The following is an 18,680-nucleotide window of genomic DNA, read 5'->3' as shown; positions in this document are numbered from 1 at the left end:
TTTACCACTTCAGCCAGCGGGCGCTTCAGATGCTCACCTTTACCTCCAGGTACATTAGGTGAGTTGAGATTGATTTGATAGTAGAGTCTCCCATCGCGCTCTTCCGTACAAATAATCGCCCTTTGGTTTAGTGTCGTCAGCGCCATCCAATACAGCCCAGCAGCTAAGACAGGCGAGGATGTCTTGAAACCTTGGAACTCGTAGGTGCAGGGAGTACTTTTCAGTCCATCTCCAGCATTATAGCCCTGCAAAAATGCCAAACGTGCTTCATCGCAGGCATTCAAAACTCTTTGCGGAATGCGTTTGTGTCCCGAGCGGCTGTAAAGCGACTCATACAGGTAGCGGCCATAGGCACATGCTCCTGTCAATCTTAGTTGGGTTACGTTTTGCCCATTGGCAAATCCGCTGGGAGAAATATATTCAGAGGAACTCCCGCCTGTCACCTTACGCCAGTGTGCTGCTACCCGCTGCAATAGAGATGCATCCTGGTTAGTTACCTGTATCTTACCCTGCTCGCTTACATATCCCTCAGCTACGATTATCCCCAGCAGCCACGCTTCAGTTTCAGTTATATCAATCTGGTCAGTTGGGTCGGGCAAATCGATCAGCGCGAGGGAATCCCCCACTCGTACTTGTTCGGTGGGCTTTTCGACGATCGCATCATCCTGACTCAGAAACACCACATGATCGCTGGTCGTGTGATAGACTGCACCTCTGGCTGCTATTTGGTGAACGACTTTATTGGGTTTGCGCTTGTACCCATTCCAGGTAGCGGTCATGCAGGTAACCTTAGCCCAACCCTTAGCATCCCAAACTTCAAATTGTTCTTCAGGAGCTAAATCTGTTGTATGGATGGGGGCAGTTTTAGGGTCGCTGCGATGAGGCACGATGTCCTCAATAGGTAGAACATCAATTAAGCCATCCTTGCGAATAATGACAGGCGTACTATCGACCACGCACTCATGGTTGAACAATATTCCGTTGCAAGCAAACAGGTCGTATGATTCACGATAGTTGACGGTTTGCCAGTGACCGTAAACCTTAGCACAGGCATAGGGACTGCGGGGATAAAAGGGCGTAGTCTCGCTCTGAGGTACGGCTTGAACCAGTCCAAACATCTCAGAAGAACCAGCTTGGTAGAAGCGTACCTGTTGGCCTGTACGTTGTTGAAAGTCGCGCAAAGCCTCTAACAAACGTAGAGTGCCCATCGCCACAGAGTCAACTGTAAACTCTGGTGCATCAAAGCTAACTCGGACGTGGGATTGCGCGCCCAGGTTATAGACCTCATGCGGTCGCACGGATTCTAAGATCTTTCTGAGTGTGGTGCCATCGGTGAGATCGCCGTAATGCAGAAAAAGCTGTGTATCTGGTAAGTGGGGATCTTGATAAAGATGGTTAATGCGATCGGTGTTGATGGTCGAGCTGCGACGCACGATGCCATGTACCTGATATCCCTTAGACAGAAGCAGTTCGGAAATATAGGATCCGTCCTGACCGGTGATTCCCGTGAGTAAGGCTCTTTTTTGTTCGCTCATTAGTCCTTAGTTGCGATCTAGTGGGTCTATGCCAAGGATGCTCGTTCGCGGTTGAGTTTTTATGGAGATCGGCTGGTTAAAGGCTTGTAATGCAAGCACTTTAGCGTCTCTATAGATGCAACGGTTCACTTGCAACCTTGTCATACATAAGTCTAAGTTTTCCAGTTTAATCGAAATAAATAGGGGACCCGCTAAGATTTTGCCTAAGCTTAACGATCGCTCGCGATCGCCACACCCGCAATAACGGCGATCGCCAGCAATAATTATTGTCGGTACAGGCTTGAAACTTTATTCCACGCCCAGGGCATTCTTAACCTTAGTTGGATCTAAATAACCGATCGTAAAACTAAAACCTATGGCATAATCACGGCGCTTGAGCGATCGCCAAATTACTGATGTAGTTTGCGTGCCGCATACCTACACCATTTTTACGCCATAAAGTATCCATATGCATCTCGGCATCAACCCTACAGGTAACTCAAACATGAGATTTCCACCTACTCCTAATTCGGTTTGGCAGCAACTGAGGAACAATGACATCCAATCTTGTCAGGAGGCGCTCGCTCTTTTAATAGACGAGCAGAATATGGTGAAGCTCGACTTACTAGACTCCGAACTAAATTATCGTTTCTTTGCCGAGTTTGAGAATCGCAATCTGTTACCGCCAGTCGTGCCATTACTGCTATGGCGCAGTTGTTACTATCTGGGCAGCCCCAGGGAGATCGATCGCGCAGAAATTTGCCGCATGAGCGATCGCACGCTGACAGAAATTAAAATTATCCCCATTTCAGCCGAAAGCTATCGACTGTGGTTCCGCAAGCAGAATATCCCCAGCCAGAATAGCATCAACTCCGCGCCATTAATTAACCCGCTCACAGGTGAAGCAGAACAGGCTGACATTGGCGAAGTTACCGATCTATATCTATCTCAGGCTGTCGATCAAACGCGCCGGATCAACGCTCTGATCGCTGTCGCTTTGCAGAATCGCGCCAGCGATATTCACATGGAGCCTACCCAAGATGGTTTGAGAATTCGCTACCGCATCGATGGCATTTTGCGAGATATTAAAACCCTACCCCTCGAACTCAGCCGCAAGATAATTGTGGCACTCAAGGTGATGTGCGATATGGATATCGCCGAAAGCCGTCGTCCCCAAGACGGTCGCATCGGCAAGAACTACACATCCAGTGAAAATTTGGAACTGGGGCTGGATATGCGGGTTAGCACTCTACCCTGTGTCGGTGGAGAGAAAGCGGTCATCCGATTATTACCACGGGAAAACCCCTTCTCCGGACACATTGATAGTTTGGGATTTACACCAAGGGCGCTGAGCATTTATGAAACCTGGCTGCGGCAACCGCAAGGACTGGTAATTATGACTGGCCCCACTGGTTCTGGTAAGACCAGTACGCTCTACACTAGCTTGCAAATGGTGGCAACCGAGCAGGTCAATGTCTGTACTGTCGAAGATCCGGTGGAATATATTCTGCCCAATATCACCCAAACTCAGGTACACGAGGCGGCGGGTATGACCTTCGCAGCCGGCCTACGGGCAATCTTGCGTCAAGATCCGGATGTAATTATGGTGGGGGAAGTGCGCGATCCCGAAACGGCGGAAACCGTAATTCGCGCTGCGCTTACGGGGCACCTCGTACTCAGTACGATGCACACCAACGATGCCGCTAGTGCCATCCCGCGTTTGAAGGATTTAGGCCCCGATCCGGGCTTGATTAGCGATGCCTTACTTGGTATTGTGGCGCAACGCCTCGTGCGTAAGGTATGCAGATATTGCGCTCAACCGCATACACCCTCTAATGCAGAATTGCAGATTCTCGGTCTAGACCCTGCCGCGGCATCTCATAATTGGCAGCGGGGCAAGGGATGCGATCGCTGCTTTAATACAGGTTACTTAGGCAGAGAGGCAGTCGTCGAGCTAATCGATGTCAACGACTCCATTCGCCAGATTATCTACGAAGGGTCGATTACCCAAATGAACTATTACCTCAGCGAAGTGGAGTTTGATTCATTCCGGCTGGCGGCGATCGATAAGGTAAATAGCGGCATTACTACGGTAGAAGAAGTGCAGCGCGTACTGCCGCGCAGTGCTTTGCAATATAAGACCTCCCCGACACTGTTTCCGATCCAGCCACCAAATGTCAAATTGGTTAAGTAGGGGCAACTAGCTCTCCAGTTTTATAGCTATAGCTTTTGACACCGATCGCGCACCGTGCGCGCCCAACCGTTGTAATCGTTGGGCGACTCCACATACATGCGTTTGAGAAATGTTCGAGAAGGGGAATCAGCCGATTCAAGAGTTCTTTTTTCTGCGAAATCCTCAAAGACTCAACACTTTTTCATGACTACCAACTTTTGTAAATTACAAGAAAGGTGCGGGATCGGTTGGTTCGCCATTGCTCCGTACTTCAAAGTGCAAGTGTGGCCCCGTGGAGAAACCCGTAGAACCAACTGCGGCGATCGGTTGTCCCTTTTGCACTGATTGTCCCTCCCGCACGTAAAGTTCGCTGGCGTGACCGTAAAGCGTGGTAATCCTGTTACCGTGATCGATGATTACCGCGTTACCATAGCCGCCATACCAACCAGCAAAAATAACCGTCCCGCTATCGGCAGCGTAGATGATGCTGCCATATTCAGCGCCAAAGTCCATACCCGCATGAAATTTCTCGTAGCCCAGAATGGGATGCATCCGCCAGCCAAACGGGCTGGTAATCGGGCCAACTGTGGGGTACATCATCTGTCCCGTGCCGGGAATAATTACGATACCCGGTGCGGGCTGAGTCTTGGCAAGAATTAGCGACGTAATTTGTTGGGAGTCCCGAGTTAATCTCTCTTCCGCCGCTTCCAGTGCGCGTCGATCGCTCTTGAGTCGATCGACAATATAGTTCTGAGCTGTGGCTTCAGCTTCTAGATTGGCTTTTTGATAAGCTAGCTTTTGGTTAAGCAGGGCAATGTCATTTTTTTGAGCGGCAATGCGATTGTATTGCTCCTCGATTTTGTCCGTATTTCCTTTCAGAGATGCCAGTAAAGCGCGATCGCTCTGGTAAATGCGACTTAACTGGCGGCGGCGATCGCTAAACTGCTGCAGATCGCGACTGCCAAGCAGCAACACCCACCATCGTCCATCCTGTTGGCGTTGGAGGTAGCGCAGGCGTGTAGCTGTAGCAACGCGCTTTTGCTTCAAGGCAAATTCAAACTTCTGTAAGTTTGCCTGAGATTGTTTGAATGCCGCTTCCGCCTTTTCTAGCCTCAGAGTATTTTGCTGAATTTGCGCCTCTGTGATGACAACATTTTGGCGTAATGCATCCAGCCGATCTTGAGCGGGCTTGGCCAGGTTTTTAATTTGCTCCTGCTGCTTTTGGAGAATTTGTTTTTGTTGCTCGACCTGCTGCTGGTAGTTCTGTAGATCCTTAACGGACTGTGCCTGCACCAACTGGATCGGCATCAGTAGAGCGATCGCCACTAAAAGACAGCCCCACAAACATAGTTTGAGTGAGGTATAAACCCTCCCAGGTAACTTTAATGTCCTCGATCGCAACTTATTCATGGACTACCGCCACCCCATACAAACCGCAGTGCAAAACAGGCAAATTTTAACAGGATTCGATCGACTAGCAGGCAGAATAGCATACTTCAGCCACCCTACCAATTCTCAAGCGATCGCGATCGCACTTTAAACCCAGAAAAATCACAAATTCACTGAGCGCGCGATCGTCTTCTCAACTTCGGCGAACACGTACATTAATTGCATAAGGTCAACAGATCGCGCAGTGAGTTCTCAAACCAACAGTGACAGGTTGATATGCCATTCACTCGTTTGGATCTGTGGAACTTACTTGAGGTCTATCCAAATTCTCCTCCTGGAGTTCGCAGTGAAAGATTTGGATATGAAGGCAAGGTCGTTATGAATCTAGAACTTGAACTTGTAAACGAAAGGACAAAGGGTAATTATTATGGCTAATTTTACTGGAACCGTAGCAAATGACAGCTACACTGCGACCCCCGCTGGCGACAATGCTCTAGGTTTGGGCGGCAACGATACGCTCATAGGCAATAGCGGTCAAGATACTTTGAATGGTAACGCCGACAACGACATGTTGTTCGCCGATAGCAACTCCTCTACCGCAGGTGGAAACGATAGTCTGTTTGGCGGTCAAGGTAACGATACTTTAGTAGGCGCTCGCTTTGGCTTCAGTGGCGACCAGCTTTTAGGTAACCGAGGTGAAGACCTCATGATCGCTTCTACCAATGGTGGCAACACTCTCTTCGGCGGTCAAGGAAATGACACCATCTATGGCAGCGTCTCCAATAATAATGTGATGAATGGAGATTTAGCCGATGACGTTCTGATCGCTGGTTTAGGTGGCGATCGCATGTTAGGCGGCGAAGGTAACGACACCTTGATTGGTGGTAAAGGCAGTGACAATATGTTCGGCGAGTTAGGTGCCGATCAATTCCAATTCTTTAGCGCAGTTCCCAACGATCTATCCGTCTTCACGGGGCCAGAGCAGGTCGTTAGAAGCAGGGGTGGCTTTGGTGGCGGTGACACTATCTTTGACTTCAGCACGGGTGACACCATCTCTATCAGTCAGCTAGATCGAAATGCCACGGTTAGTATCACTACAAATTCTGCTGGTGCTGCTGTAATTACGATCGCTGGTACGGCTAGCAGTGGAGAACCTGCCAACCAAACAATTACAGTAGTTGGTGTCACTAGAGATCAGCTTCTAAGTCCTGGCTCTCAACTCGTGGCGATTAATGGCAGTTTCATTACTTCCCTGGATACAGTCAACTCGGGCGATACATCTGTATTCACCGTTGGTGGTAGCACCTCTGGTGGTGGTGTCAATGGGAAGAGTTTAGTAGGTGCTCCTACAGCTGATTCTTTCTCTCCCGATCCTGGCGTAGCAACTACGGCTGCTGGGATTCTGTTGCAAACCACAGTCAACGACGACATTCTCACTGGTAATGCTGGTGCTGATTTCATGGATGCTGGAGCTGGCAATGACAGCATCAATGGTGGCAGTGAAAATGACACCCTAATCGGCAATACTGGCTTTGATACGCTTACGGGTGGTACCGGAGCTGATATCTTCAGATTTGTGAACTTCTCTCTCTCACCTGAGGAAATTGATACGCTCACCGACTACAGGCGGACTGGGGATGGAGATATCATCGAAATCAGCGCCAGCGCTTTTGGTGGTTCGCTCGTTGCCGGCCAAGCCGGAGCATTTGCCCCTGCTCTTCCCGGACAATTTGGGTTCCGAGCCGTTGCCGGTGGTCTGACGGGTATTAACGCCGCAACTCCAATTGGGATTTCGACGATTGGCTACGATACCAATGGTGGTGGCCTCTACTTTGACCAGGATGGCGGTGGATTGGGCACGACTTACGTGCAGTTCGCGCAGCTATCTCCCGTTCCTGGTGCTGCTAATGCCCCCAATGCTGCATCGGTTCACATTATTGCGTAGCTATGTCGATCTGCTTACCAGATAAAGGTTCTGCTGCATAGATAAGACTATTCTCCTCAGGGCGGGCAATGCCCGCCCTTTTTTGTGACTTATTTATGGTTCCAGGAGGTTTCTCGTAATTGTCATAGGTTATGGGACAGGCACGGAGGCACTGCCCCTACAGTCCCCCTACGGCTATCGATACGTTTCTTACGGAAATTATCATCCAGGTGCGATCGCGATCGCACCCTAACGTCCAAAAAGTCACAGGTTTATAGAGAGTGCGATCGCCTTCTCAACTCTGAGAAACCTATACATTAGTTACATAAATTACAGACAACAAAGACCACGCAGTCAGTTCTCAAACCAAATCGGAGCCAGTATTAACAACCCTTCTTTGGTTTTGATGAATTTATATTTAGGGCAATCCAATTCTCATCTGGAAATTCACAGTAAAGGATTTGGATATAAAGGCAAGGTCGTGGTGACTCTAAAACTTGAAACGAAAAACATGAGGAAATATGGCTAATTTTACTGGAACTGTAGCAAACGATAGTTATACCGCGACCCCCGCTGGCGACAATGCTCTAGGTTTGGGCGGCAACGATACGCTCATAGGCAATAGCGGTCAAGATACTTTGAATGGTAACGCCGACAACGACATGTTGTTTGCCGATAGCAACTCCTCTACCGCAGGTGGAAACGATAGCCTGTTTGGCGGTCAAGGTAGCGATACTTTAGTAGGCGCTCGCTTTGGTTTCAGTGGCGACCAGTTGTTGGGTAACCGAGGTGAAGACCTGATGATCGCCTCTACCAATGGTGGCAACACTCTCTTCGGCGGTCAAGGTAACGACACCATCTATGGCAGCGTCTCCAATAATAATGTGATGAATGGAGATTTAGCCGATGACGTTCTGATCGCTGGTTTAGGTGGCGATCGCATGTTGGGTGGTGAAGGCAACGACACTCTCATCGGTGGCGCTGGCAGCGAAAATATGTTTGGCGAACTAGGTGCCGATCAATTCCAATTCTTCAGTGCAGTACCCAACGATCTGTCTGTCTTCACAGGTGCAGAACAGGTAGTCAGAAGCAGAGGCGGTTTCGGTGGCGGCGACACGATTTTTGACTTCAGCACGGGTGACACCATCTCCATCAGCCAGTTAGATCGAGATGCTACGGTGAGCGTCACCACAAACTCCGCTGGTGCTGCCGTAATTACCATTGCTGGTACGGCAAGTGACGGCCAGCCTGCCAACCAAACAATTACAGTGGTTGGTGTCACTAGAGATCAGCTTTTGAGTCCCGGCTCTCAACTAGTAGCGATTAATGGCAGTTTTATTACTTCCTTAGATACAGTCAACTCGGGCGATACATCCGTATTCACGGTTGGTGGTGGCACCTCAGGTGGTGGCGTTAATGGGAAGAGTCTAGTAGGTACCCCTGTAGCTGATTCCTTCTCGCCTGAAGCTGGTGTTGCCACTCTAGCGAATGGGATTTTGTTGCAAACCACAGTCAACGATGACATTCTTACTGGTAATGGTGGCGATGATTTCATGGATGCTGGAGCGGGCAACGACAGAATTAATGGCGGCGATGGTTCTGACACTCTGATTGGTAATGTTGGCTTCGACACGCTCACGGGTGGTGATGCCTCAGTGGATATCTTCCGATTTGTCAACTTCACACCTGGTGAAGTGGATGTAGTCACTGACTACAGGGGTGCAGCAGATGACGATGTGGTTGAAATCAGTGCGGCTGGCTTTGGTGGCACGCTGATCGCCGGTCAAGTCTTTGCTAACCCTGGAGCTGGAGTGCTAGGTGTCAACTTCGAGCACGATGACGGTGCGGGTGCACCTGCTAGTGCCGCTGCCCTCGGTTATTCGCTGGGAATTTCATCCTTCTACTACGACAACTTAGGTGGCGGACTCTACTTCGATCGCGATGGTGCTGGTCTGGGTACAGATTGGGTGCTATTCGCTCAACTTTCTCCAGTACCTGCTGTTGTTGAGGGGGTTAATAGTTCTTCTGACATTAGAATTGGTGTATAGGATTGTGGGGGCTGGGGGTTGGGTGTCAATTTCCGATCGTTCAGTTTCCCAGTTATTAATCCCCGGATCTTGAAGTAGAGATAGTTGGCAGGGCGGGCGTTGCTCGCCCTGTTTTTTGTAGGCTTGGCGATTGTAAAGTTGACCTTTCCTCATAGATCCTCTCTACTTCCAATGCAGCCAAGAAAGAGTTAAAATAGAAGTAGGCCGAGACTTACCTAAACAAGGGGGATATACAGCTAAACACTGAGGTTTATGCTGAAGGTAGCGGTGCAGAAGTTAGTAGATCGGGGAAAGCATAAGGAGGCAATGGAAAATGTCCTTGAATCCGGTAAGTTGCACGAGTTCTTCCTTGTCTTGGTGTATGTGATGCTAGGGCTTGCCGTACTGGTCTGTGAAGTGAATGTGAAGCCAGGTAGGAATTACCCTGGTAGGTAGTTGTGGGGTTTCTATAAGAGACGGGCACAGAACCCCAGGGGGTAGTGTTTGAAATTCCTTCGGCTATACCTGTGTGGTTGGCGGCGATGGGGTATCGATCGCTTGGGTTTGTGGAGTTTAAATTTAGATAGAGCAATCCAAACTCCTATCTGAAATTCACATTGCAGGATTTGGATACAAGAGCAAGTCATGGTAAACCCGAAAATTGAGACTGATGGATAAGGGGAGGTTGTTATGGCAGTTTTTGTAGGAACCGCTGCGAATGACAGTTACACTGCCACACCCGAAGGTGACGATGCTCGGGGTTTGGGCGGTAATGACACTCTCATCGGTAATAGCGGTCGAGATACTTTGAATGGTAACTTCGACGACGATTTGTTGTTGGCTGATAGTAATGCTTCCACTGCTGGTGGAAATGATAGCCTCTTTGGCGGTCAGGGGAACGATACCATCGTGGGCGCTCGGTTTGGCTTCAGCGGCGATATGCTGCTCGGTAATAGACATGACGATTTGTTAATTGCTTCTACTAATGGTGGCAACACGTTATTTGGCGGTCAAGCAGAAGACACTCTGTATGGCAGTGTCAGCGGCAGCAACGTCATGAACGGTGACATCGGTCACGATTTGATCGTCGCTGGTTTGGGTGGCGATCGCATGTTGGGTGGCGAAGGTAACGATTCCCTCATCGGCGGAGTTGGTAGCGACAGTATGTTCGGCGACTCCGGTGCCGATCAGTTCCAATTCTTTAGCGCTATCCCCAACGATCTATCCGTCTTTATAGGTGCAGAGCAGGCTGTCAGAAGCAGAGGCGGCTTTGGGGGCGGCGACACAATTTTTGACTTCAGCACGGGTGACACCATCTCTATCAGTCAATTAGATCGAGATGCTACGGTGAGCATCACCACAAACCCTGCTGGTGCTGCTGTAATTACAATTGCTGGTACGGCTAGCAGCGGTCAGCCAGCTAACCAAACAATTACAGTTGTGGGCGTAACCAGAGATCAGCTTTTGAACCCTGGCGCGCAACTACTAGCTGTTAATGGGAGCTTTATCACTTCCACCGATACGGTGAATACAGGTGACACATCCGTCTTCACAGTTGGTGGTGGCGGTGGTGATGGTGTCCATGGTGTTAGCCTGGTAGGTTCTCCTGTAGCTGACTCCTTCTCGCCTAATCCTGGCATAGCAACCACGGCGAATGGGATCTTGCTGCAAACTACAGTGAACGATGACACGCTTGCTGGTAATGGTGGCGACGATTTCATGGATGGTGGCGCTGGTAATGACAGCATCCATGGCGGCGATGGTGCTGATATTCTCATTGGTAATACAGGCGCGGATACACTTACAGGTGGTGCCGGTGGAGATTTCTTTAGATTCGTCAATTTCACGCCTGGCGAAATCGATGTACTTACTGACTACAACGATGTACCGCAAGGCGATCAGATTCAAATTAGCGCTGCGGCTTTTGGTGGCTCGCTAGTAGCCGGACAAACGGGTGTTCTATTCCCTGCTATTCCTGCTCTGCCAGTTAACTTTGGCTTAGTTGTGACAGCGGGTGCTTTAGAAGGAATCAACGCACCAACTCCTATCGGTATTTCCACTGTTGGTTATGATTCGGCTAATGGCGGTCTCTACTTCGATCGCGATGGCGGCGGTTTGGGTACGACTTTTGAAAGATTCGCTCAACTTTCACCAGTACCTGGATTCGCAGGTGCGCCTAATGTTCCTGGTGCCTATGACATAATCGCTTAACGCATCGTTCTGTTCGGGAGAGATAAAGAGCTTAGCGGAGATCGGTAGGGTGGGCAATGCCCACCCTATTTTATTATGGGTTTGGCGATCTGGGGTTGACCTTCCCTGATTCTCAAGAGCGATCGTTTTCTCATCCCAAATCCTTTTTAGTTTCGCCTTTTATAGCGGTTTTCAGATTGGACAGGGTAGGCAGTTTGGGGGCGTTGCCCCCAAGAAGGGGTTTCACCCCGTCAATAAAACCAGTTCTCAATTGAAAAACGCTATTCTTGAAGTCCGCGAAGGCGGACTTTGTTCGTGTAGCCGCGACTTCAGTCGCCAAATGCTCTTCTTGAATAGGGCTAATTAGAATTTTGATTGGATTGTCGTCTGAACTCCTTTGGAGAAAGCCGCATCGGGTTGCGCGTATCCCATATTCCCACTTCCAAGAGCCTGGCTTTGCGTTGATCGAGTTCAAACTTTCTCTCGTACTTGACGTTGGGAGGTAGGGACTCAGCCAAAACATAGCCTTCTTCAATCATTTGAGCGTTAATCAAGCGATTGTCCAGCCACACATAAGCCAATAAACGATCTGAATTGTCTTTACGCTCGGTGTCAAACTCAAGCATAACTTTGCGATCGTTTGTGAGCTTTTCCAGCCTTTGTTGGGCGCGTTCTCCCCAAGGAGACTGTTCGCGTAAAGGGGCGCTAATACCGATCAGGCGAACTCGTTGTACTATTTCGGTTGAGTCGCTGGCAAGCTGAGCTTCAATAGTCTGGCCGCTGACTACCCGTTTAACCACCCAGGCTTCGCCACTATGTTCGGCATTACCGCGAAACCAACCCAAGCCCAAATTGAGCAATACCAGTAACAACAGCAAAATCAACCAGAGCCGATAGCGTTTGGTCTTACGGTTGCTAACGATAGAGCGATCTTGCTTGCTCATTAGTCGTGGTCTATAGGCAAACCAAATACTACACGATGGCGGTGTTTTTTGGCAAAATAGCGCCCAAACTGGAGTTGATACACCTCATCTTCGTCCTGAGTTTCGATTTCCACGTCGGAGCAGGCATAACCAACGCAAACTAGGGCATAGTTTTGCTGCTTCAGATCTGCCGATAGACCGATCGCTTCGGGTTGATAAATTCTGCCGGATTTCACCCGCATGGCACAGGTAGTGCAGGCACCATTGCGACAGGCGAACGGTAGTTCGATGCCCTGCTCCTCTGCGGCTTCGAGAATGTAGCGATCGCTGCTCACCTGGATTTGATGGATGGCTCCAGTCTGGCGATTGCGGATGGTTACGGTGTATCGGGCAGGACCGCCGCGATTGACGTACTTACCTGCGCCATAATTGGGATTGTTAGCAATTGTCATTTATACGATTTAGAAGGTCAACACTACACTAGCAATCATGTTAGGAACGCGCAATCCTCGGTCGTATTACTGCTGGGGGAACAAATTGCTGACAGGGCAGTTAAACCCAGGCAGTAGAGGGGTTGTAAGTTCGTCGCCAGGGAACAGAGTGCTAACCAGTCCGAGTGCAGTTTGACTGCGGCGATAAACCTCTATTTGCCGCAATCTCCAGTCAATTACCCAGTACTCCTGCACGCCTCGGGTTGAGTAAAGTTTTAGCTTGAGATCGCGGCGGGACGCATCCTGAAAGGAATCGCGCCGTTCGTTATCAATAATTTCATAGCGGCTGCCATCGTCTGGCAAAAGTTCCAGATCGGCAGTTGTCCAGCTTGGGCGCTCTGTTGTCGTTTGGGCTAGAGGTTGAGTCATAGGAGCGATCGCGATCGTGATACTGAATATTCTAATATGGGTATCTGTTTAGCAGAACTTACGCAAAAGCTTTACCATCGATCTCATAACCTATGCACAAACAGAAAATTGCACTTAGAGAATATACGGCAGCATACCTGGAGCAAGGTGAAGGACAACCCATAGTTTTCTTGCATGGATTTTTGGGTGAGGCGAGTGCGTGGGAGCCAGTCGTACAGCAATTATCCGGGCAATTTCACTGTATTGCGCTGGATTTACTTGGTTTCGGCGAGTCTTCTAAACCCAAGCTCAAATATACAATTTGGCATCAAGTGGAATTCTTGCGGGAGTTCATCGCAGCGATGCAACTGAAGGAATTCTATTTGGCTGGGCATTCCTATGGTGGCTGGACTGCCTCTGCCTACGCGATCGCCGGATCGGATACCGACGATGATGCCAGTAATATGGCTGCTAATTCCTATCTAAAAAGCATGTTTCTGATCGCACCAGCGGGAATTCGCGATGATAGCTTTGTGGGGCGTTACAATCACCTCAAGCCTCTACTATGGGAAACTAAATTAGTAGATGTCGCACTAGCGCTGATTGCTCCCATTGCTACCCTAATTGGCAAGCGCAAGCAGTTTCAAACCGTCAAATATGCTCGCCGAGAACTGGTCGATCAGCCTGTGGCTAAGACTTTTCTCTTCGATCGCCTGCGTCCTGAAGATGCCATCGATACGGTCGAAAAAGATATCCATCGCATCAATATCCCAACCTTAGTAATTGCTGGGGAACTCGATGACACCATTCCCCTCTGGCATTGTCAAACCTATGCCGACAAGATTCCCCGTGCCCGTCTAGAAATTCTGGCGGGAGCCGATCATGCTTTGATTTCTACTCATGCTGAAGCGATCGCTCAAGCGATCGCAACAACTAATCGATCGACGCTGTAGTCATCCCGAAGAAGCAAGGGGTTCCACCCCTTCACCCCGTCAATAAAACCTGTTCTCAATTGAAAAACGCTATAGCATGTTGCCGTTGCTCTATCATATAGCCATGGACAGATCTGTTAGGACAGGGGGGTGTGGGGGCTGCGCCCCCACGCAGGGGTGGAACCCCTGCGCCCCGTCCTAAGCCTGTTGGCTATAGCTATAAAACAGCTACTTAGTTAGTTCTGCAGCAGTCTATCGCACTTGTAAGTTGTCAGATTGAATTTAACGAAAGTAACGCAGCAAATATGCCAGCATCTCTGGATGCGATCGCCAGATCCAGAGTTAAATCTCTATTGGTACTGGTTGCAAACCCTGGTACTGATTTTGCCTTTAAATAATGCCGTCTCGCCAGTATTTGCCATGTTTCTGCTAGGTTTATTCCTAGTGCGACGGGGATGGCGGGATCTTGACAGTCCTGTAAATCGCGGTTGGTTGGTACTGGCTGGATGGTTGGCGATCGCCACGTTGCTGGCTTTCGATGTTTCCGTTGCCTGGACTGGGTTATGGAATTTTTTGCCATTTTTCTTGCTATTTGCGATCGCCGCTTTCCTCATCCAAACTACTGCCCAATTTCAGCACCTCGCCTATCTTTGGGTAGTCAGTTCGATTCCAGTTGGAGCTTTAGGTGTAATTCAAGCGCTAATTAATCGACCAAATTGGTTCTTACCGCGTTTATTTGGCAGTTATGAAATCAGCTTGGGCTTCAGTCAAGATGGGCGCGTAACTTCCCTATTCGGTCACTATAACGAGGCGGCTTTGTATTTGGCTCTGGTATTGCCGATCGCCTGTCACTTTGCGCTTGGTAAAGTCAAAGATAAAGTTGGTAATGGCAAGAGGCAACAGGTGATAGCAGCGATCGCTCTGGGTCTGGGGATAGCGACGCTGATGCTAGCGGGTTCGCGTAATGCCTGGGCGATCGTGGCACTGGGATTTGTGGTGCTGGCAATTTACTATCGCTTTTGGTATCTGGTAGTCGGTCTGAGTCTCAGCGCTGGTTCGATCGCCTGGGCAGCATGGGGTTCCTTTTTGGGAATCGGCGGTGAATGGCTGCGACCCTTATTCCCAGGCGGGTTTATCAATCGTTTGACCAGTACCTTCGATCCCAGTCAGAAGGATTTTGTCTCGACGCTCTATCGTTTGGATGCGTGGCAGTATGCGCTGCGGTTAATTCAACAGCATCCGATCCAGGGTTGGGGGTTGCGCAGTTTCGACTTGATTGCCGCTACACAGGGCTACGATCTGAAGGGATTGCCCCACGAGCATAATTTTTACCTGGCGTTGGCAGTGGGGGCGGGCTTGCCCGCCTTATTTGGATTTTTAGGAATAGTGGGGTGGATAATTTATTGGGGGTTAAAAGCTAAACTATCACCTCAAATTAAGGGTTTAGTAGCAGTGACCGTAGTAGCGATCGCCCTTTACCTAATTTTTGGCATGTTAGATGTCGTGTTTTACGAGCCGAGGATAAATATTCTGAGCTGGCTGTTGCTGGCCGGAGTTTATGGTGTTAGCACATGCGCGATCGGCGATCGCGATCTTACGATCTCTAATGAGAATGCTCCTGACACTTCTCTGGCACGGGATCGTAACCACCGGGATGCCACGGGTGACAGCGCCCAATCCGTTTAATTGCCAACCAGGAACCCTGCCACGCTCCAAACCTTTCGATTGCCGTCATAGCGTACTGGGAACAGGTTGGTTGAAAGCGACAAGAGGGGCCGATAAGCGGGGATAACACTAATCGATAGAGCTTAATTAAGCCTAGAAGTAAGGGTTTCATTGGACTAAGCCCAAGAAAATAATTTTTTACAAATCGCGAGATTTCTATATTTTAATGTCTAAAGGTTAGACATTAAAAATTCTTCTAATACATCACCCACATGGAAGATCGCAAGGAAAAAGCCATCAATTTAATCCTGGTTGGACTAGGTTTGAAATATTTTCCATCAATAATTCTTGGAATGCTTATTCAAGCAAAGACCGTAATACCTTCTACGCTCCCTGCGATCGTATCTCTGGCGATATTGGGTTTGTTTGTAGCTGGATATGTTCTCTTTGTTAAAGGAAGTTTACTATTTACTCGAAGCAAAGGTTATTCTCAGTATTGGGGGTGGATAGGATTATTTAGCATATTCGGTCTATCAATTCTACTGTTTATACCTTCTAGACAGAAAGTATATCTAGAAAACAGAAATTCAGTTCGCGATCTATTTGCTGGGATTAATATACCAGAGTTATTATTATTTTTATCCATTGCCTTACCCACTATATTTTACTCGACAATATGGGCTGTTAGCTTCTTAATCGAAAGAAGTTTCTCGGATTTAACTAGAGATAAGGTAATTATAGGAATAGCAGGTATAGTCTTAATTCCTGTTTTTGTATTTATATTATTAAAGCAAATTAGTACAGCAAACTTAAGTCTTGATAAGATAGTCGGCTCTAAAAATAGTATTAATTTCAAATTGATATTATCTATCGTTGCTTTAGAAATTCCTTTTAATTATGGTTTCAGCTCTCTAACCTTATACAATTTGTCTTTTGTGTTTCCAGATTATGTAGAGAGACATCTTAATTCAAGACATTTATCTAATATTTTGGAGATTATTCTATATGGTATTTCATCAGTATTATTAGCTCCAGTTGTTGAAGAATTATTTTGCCGTGGTGTAGTTTTACAAAAGTGGGTAAGCAAATGGGGAGTAAGAGCAGGAATTATTACCTCATCTCTACTATTTGCGATTATTCACTTTCGATATGATGTTATTTCTCTCTTTATTGGAGGTGCTATTTTTTCAATTTTATATTTTAAAACTTGCAACCTGATTACGCCAATTCTTTGTCATTGTTTCTATAATTCTATTATTTTAATCTTTAATATTATCGATTTCCTTGGCAAATCACCAGTACAAAGAAACGCACTAGTTACTGTAAATGATTACCAAAATTTTATGGAACCAATATTAGGTCAACGAGTTCTTCTATTAGCTGTCTCTGCTCCTCTTTTAGGTTATTTTATATTCAAGAATTTCCCTAGAAATGATGCGACTCTTCCTTATTTGGCTAACGATGGGCTATGAGATGCGATCGCGCGGATCTAGATTTTGTTGCCTTCACGACTGTGTAAAAAGTGGAGTTTGTAGCTCAAAATAGTGATTAGAGCTAGAAATTAAAATTTATATGGATTCTGCCCCAACTCTGACTCATCTGGATGAAACAGGTGCCGTGCATATGGTTGATATCTCTGCCAAAGAGCCAACCATCCGACGTGCGATCGCTGTCTGCGAAATAGCTATGAAAACTACGACGCTAGATGCTATTCAAGCGGGTAATGTGCCTAAAGGCGATGTCTTGGGTACGGCGCGACTAGCAGGCATCATGGCTGCCAAACATACCGCCAACCTGATTCCCCTGTGCCATCCCTTGCCGCTATCGGCGGTTGATGTGCGGATTATGCTAGATGAAAATATTCCTGGCTACCAAATTGAGGCAGAGGTCAAAACTAAGGCTGAAACTGGCGTGGAAATGGAAGCACTCACTGCCGCCACCGTTGCTGCCCTTACGATTTACGATATGGCAAAGGCACTAGAGAAAACAATGGTCATTTCTAGCGTGCGCTTGCTGCATAAGAGTGGTGGCAAATCCGGTGAGTTCAATGCCAGGGAGCTTGAAGGGAATTAGTTGCATCTAAAAGTTGCCTTATTAACTAACACGGAAAGCCAGGCTTGGGAAGCATTGGTGCAAGCTGCCCCTCATAGTTGCTTTATGCAGTCGTGGGCTTGGGCGGATTTCAAACAACTGGAAGGCTATCAAACATTCCGTTATGGTCTGTTTAGCCATAATGCCAACTCCACCATCCTGGTTGGGGGCTGTATTTTTTATTTATTCCCCCACCACAGCAAAGCTAATCTTTTGCTCGCGCCAGGTGGTCCCATCCTGAGCGATCGCTGGGCAGTCGAAGGTATAGAGCTATTACTCAAACAGGCAGAGGAAATTGCTAAAGAGTGGGGCGCGATCGCCCTGCGCATCGAACCGCTCCTAGAGCAAACGCCGCAATGGCTGGGGACAGAATTTGCGCGCGCGATCGCCGATACCTTCCCATGCGAAACTCTGGTTGTCGATCTGTGCCAATCTCAAGAACAAATGCTCTCCGACATGCATCCCAAGGGCAGGTACAACCTGCGTTTGAGTTGGCGGTACGGTGTAGAAACGCAATTTAGCCAGGCGGATGCGGCCATTCCCCAATTCTACGATTTATTTTGGGAGACGGTGGAGCGGCAAAAATTCTTTGGCGAACCCTACGGCTTTTTTATTAACCTCTGTCAAACGCTCTTCCGCGCCGATCTAGCTGAAATTGGCTTGGCAACATGGCAGGGGCAGACCCTCGTCGCTATTTTAGTCCTGTACTGGGGCGATCGCGCCTATTATCTCTATGGCGGGCGTAGCGATCGAGCGCCCCACGTGATGGCAAGCTACGCCATCCATTGGGCAGCCATCCAAAGGGCTAAAGCCAGAGGATGTAAAACTTATGACTTTTACGGCTTTAGTAATGACCCGCAGCACGCCTATTACAAGTTCTCGCGGTTTAAGCAAAAGTTTGGTGGCAAAGTGGTTAAAACCATTGGTGCCCACGATTATTTTTTCTACGATCGCCTGGCAGATACTTTGATCGGCTTAATTCAAAATTTTGTCGGGGACACCACTTGTTAGGA

Annotated in this window: 17 protein-coding genes and 1 pseudogene; 12 read left to right on the top strand and 6 right to left on the bottom strand. The window is 48.3% G+C overall.

Annotated features, from left to right (window positions below; all coding sequences use genetic code 11):
* Positions 1-923: 923 nt before the first annotated feature.
* Positions 924-1,535 (bottom strand): annotated as a pseudogene (locus PSE6802_RS35835) (GDP-mannose 4,6-dehydratase); the annotation flags it as partial.
* A 484-nt stretch (positions 1,536-2,019) separates the two neighbouring features.
* Between PSE6802_RS35835 and PSE6802_RS0114290 the strand changes: the two are divergent.
* A complete protein-coding gene (locus tag PSE6802_RS0114290; protein WP_019500742.1) occupies positions 2,020-3,708 on the top strand; it encodes a GspE/PulE family protein in 1,689 nt (562 codons plus the stop codon).
* 204 nt (positions 3,709-3,912) lie between these two features.
* On the opposite strand, the gene PSE6802_RS0114285 is transcribed toward PSE6802_RS0114290, so the two are convergent.
* Positions 3,913-5,097, bottom strand: a complete 1,185-nt coding sequence (locus PSE6802_RS0114285; protein ID WP_083901704.1) for a murein hydrolase activator EnvC family protein — start codon at positions 5,095-5,097, stop codon at positions 3,913-3,915.
* Here PSE6802_RS0114285 and PSE6802_RS35370 point away from each other — a divergent pair.
* The 6 genes from PSE6802_RS35370 to PSE6802_RS0114265 all read left to right on the top strand — a co-directional run bounded on the left by PSE6802_RS35370 (position 5,096) and on the right by PSE6802_RS0114265 (position 11,238).
* The gene (locus PSE6802_RS35370) at positions 5,096-5,227 is read left to right on the top strand and encodes a hypothetical protein (protein WP_263970352.1); all 132 of its coding nucleotides are present in this window, start codon (positions 5,096-5,098) and stop codon (positions 5,225-5,227) included. The genes PSE6802_RS0114285 and PSE6802_RS35370 overlap by 2 nt on opposite strands.
* 276 nt (positions 5,228-5,503) lie before the next feature.
* Complete coding sequence (locus PSE6802_RS0114280) at positions 5,504-7,021, top strand: calcium-binding protein (protein ID WP_019500740.1); 1,518 nt, start codon at positions 5,504-5,506, stop codon at positions 7,019-7,021.
* Positions 7,022-7,152: 131 nt separating this feature from the next.
* Positions 7,153-7,278 carry a hypothetical protein gene (locus PSE6802_RS35365; RefSeq protein ID WP_263970351.1) on the top strand — a complete coding sequence of 42 codons (126 nt, stop codon included), beginning with the start codon at positions 7,153-7,155 and terminating at the stop codon, positions 7,276-7,278.
* A 243-nt stretch (positions 7,279-7,521) separates the two neighbouring features.
* Positions 7,522-9,048: a calcium-binding protein gene (locus tag PSE6802_RS0114275; protein WP_019500739.1), complete on the top strand. Its 1,527-nt coding sequence runs from the start codon at positions 7,522-7,524 to the stop codon at positions 9,046-9,048.
* Between the two features lie 252 nt (positions 9,049-9,300).
* A complete protein-coding gene (locus tag PSE6802_RS0114270) occupies positions 9,301-9,483 on the top strand; it encodes a hypothetical protein (protein ID WP_019500738.1) in 183 nt (60 codons plus the stop codon).
* Between the two features lie 234 nt (positions 9,484-9,717).
* Positions 9,718-11,238: a calcium-binding protein gene (locus PSE6802_RS0114265; RefSeq protein ID WP_019500737.1), complete on the top strand. Its 1,521-nt coding sequence runs from the start codon at positions 9,718-9,720 to the stop codon at positions 11,236-11,238.
* A 338-nt stretch (positions 11,239-11,576) separates the two neighbouring features.
* Here PSE6802_RS0114265 and PSE6802_RS0114255 read toward each other — a convergent pair whose 3' ends face one another.
* The 3 genes from PSE6802_RS0114255 to PSE6802_RS29010 form a co-directional block, all read right to left on the bottom strand.
* A complete protein-coding gene (locus PSE6802_RS0114255; RefSeq protein WP_019500735.1) occupies positions 11,577-12,161 on the bottom strand; it encodes a thermonuclease family protein in 585 nt (194 codons plus the stop codon).
* Positions 12,161-12,592 carry a 2Fe-2S iron-sulfur cluster-binding protein gene (locus PSE6802_RS0114250; protein WP_019500734.1) on the bottom strand — a complete coding sequence of 144 codons (432 nt, stop codon included), beginning with the start codon at positions 12,590-12,592 and terminating at the stop codon, positions 12,161-12,163. Before PSE6802_RS0114250 ends, PSE6802_RS0114255 begins: the two co-directional genes overlap by 1 nt.
* Before the next feature lie 66 nt (positions 12,593-12,658).
* Positions 12,659-13,000 carry a Uma2 family endonuclease gene (locus PSE6802_RS29010; RefSeq protein WP_019500733.1) on the bottom strand — a complete coding sequence of 114 codons (342 nt, stop codon included), beginning with the start codon at positions 12,998-13,000 and terminating at the stop codon, positions 12,659-12,661.
* Positions 13,001-13,092: 92 nt separating this feature from the next.
* Here PSE6802_RS29010 and PSE6802_RS0114240 point away from each other — a divergent pair, with 92 nt between their 5' ends.
* Positions 13,093-13,932: an alpha/beta fold hydrolase gene (locus PSE6802_RS0114240; RefSeq protein WP_019500732.1), complete on the top strand. Its 840-nt coding sequence runs from the start codon at positions 13,093-13,095 to the stop codon at positions 13,930-13,932.
* A gap of 255 nt (positions 13,933-14,187) precedes the next feature.
* Positions 14,188-15,597, top strand: coding sequence for an O-antigen ligase family protein (locus PSE6802_RS0114235; RefSeq protein ID WP_156815522.1), 1,410 nt, complete (start codon positions 14,188-14,190; stop codon positions 15,595-15,597).
* Here PSE6802_RS0114235 and yidD read toward each other — a convergent pair.
* A complete protein-coding gene (gene yidD / locus PSE6802_RS31990; RefSeq protein ID WP_071592297.1) occupies positions 15,515-15,748 on the bottom strand; it encodes a membrane protein insertion efficiency factor YidD in 234 nt (77 codons plus the stop codon). The two genes, PSE6802_RS0114235 and yidD, sit on opposite strands and share 83 nt — an antisense overlap.
* Positions 15,749-15,848: 100 nt before the next feature.
* Between yidD and PSE6802_RS0114230 the strand changes: the two genes are divergently transcribed.
* The 3 genes from PSE6802_RS0114230 (at position 15,849) to PSE6802_RS0114220 (ending at position 18,678) form a co-directional block, all read left to right on the top strand.
* Positions 15,849-17,048, top strand: coding sequence for a CPBP family intramembrane glutamic endopeptidase (locus tag PSE6802_RS0114230; protein WP_019500730.1), 1,200 nt, complete (start codon positions 15,849-15,851; stop codon positions 17,046-17,048).
* 100 nt (positions 17,049-17,148) lie between these two features.
* Positions 17,149-17,649, top strand: coding sequence for a cyclic pyranopterin monophosphate synthase MoaC (gene moaC / locus PSE6802_RS0114225; RefSeq protein ID WP_019500729.1), 501 nt, complete (start codon positions 17,149-17,151; stop codon positions 17,647-17,649).
* A complete protein-coding gene (locus tag PSE6802_RS0114220; protein ID WP_019500728.1) occupies positions 17,650-18,678 on the top strand; it encodes a lipid II:glycine glycyltransferase FemX in 1,029 nt (342 codons plus the stop codon).
* Positions 18,679-18,680: the final 2 nt, after the last annotated feature.

The sequence above is a fragment of the Pseudanabaena sp. PCC 6802 genome (assembly GCF_000332175.1).
Taxonomy (GTDB): Bacteria; Cyanobacteriota; Cyanobacteriia; order Pseudanabaenales; family Pseudanabaenaceae; genus PCC-6802.
The sequence above is the reverse complement of the archived record's forward strand: the minus strand, read 5'-3'. Positions and strand labels throughout refer to the sequence as shown.

Coding starts and splice junctions, on each gene's coding strand:
- PSE6802_RS0114290 (WP_019500742.1), top strand. CDS start 2,020: ATGAGATTTCCACCTACTCCTAATTCGGTTTGGCAGCAACTGAGGAAC.
- PSE6802_RS35370 (WP_263970352.1), top strand. CDS start 5,096: ATGGACTACCGCCACCCCATACAAACCGCAGTGCAAAACAGGCAAATT.
- yidD (WP_071592297.1), bottom strand. CDS start 15,748: ATGAAACCCTTACTTCTAGGCTTAATTAAGCTCTATCGATTAGTGTTA.
- PSE6802_RS0114280 (WP_019500740.1), top strand. CDS start 5,504: ATGGCTAATTTTACTGGAACCGTAGCAAATGACAGCTACACTGCGACC.
- PSE6802_RS0114265 (WP_019500737.1), top strand. CDS start 9,718: ATGGCAGTTTTTGTAGGAACCGCTGCGAATGACAGTTACACTGCCACA.
- PSE6802_RS0114230 (WP_019500730.1), top strand. CDS start 15,849: ATGGAAGATCGCAAGGAAAAAGCCATCAATTTAATCCTGGTTGGACTA.
- moaC (WP_019500729.1), top strand. CDS start 17,149: ATGGATTCTGCCCCAACTCTGACTCATCTGGATGAAACAGGTGCCGTG.
- PSE6802_RS0114275 (WP_019500739.1), top strand. CDS start 7,522: ATGGCTAATTTTACTGGAACTGTAGCAAACGATAGTTATACCGCGACC.
- PSE6802_RS0114250 (WP_019500734.1), bottom strand. CDS start 12,592: ATGACAATTGCTAACAATCCCAATTATGGCGCAGGTAAGTACGTCAAT.
- PSE6802_RS0114270 (WP_019500738.1), top strand. CDS start 9,301: ATGCTGAAGGTAGCGGTGCAGAAGTTAGTAGATCGGGGAAAGCATAAG.
- PSE6802_RS35365 (WP_263970351.1), top strand. CDS start 7,153: ATGGGACAGGCACGGAGGCACTGCCCCTACAGTCCCCCTACGGCTATC.
- PSE6802_RS0114255 (WP_019500735.1), bottom strand. CDS start 12,161: ATGAGCAAGCAAGATCGCTCTATCGTTAGCAACCGTAAGACCAAACGC.
- PSE6802_RS0114240 (WP_019500732.1), top strand. CDS start 13,093: ATGCACAAACAGAAAATTGCACTTAGAGAATATACGGCAGCATACCTG.
- PSE6802_RS0114285 (WP_083901704.1), bottom strand. CDS start 5,097: ATGAATAAGTTGCGATCGAGGACATTAAAGTTACCTGGGAGGGTTTAT.
- PSE6802_RS29010 (WP_019500733.1), bottom strand. CDS start 13,000: ATGACTCAACCTCTAGCCCAAACGACAACAGAGCGCCCAAGCTGGACA.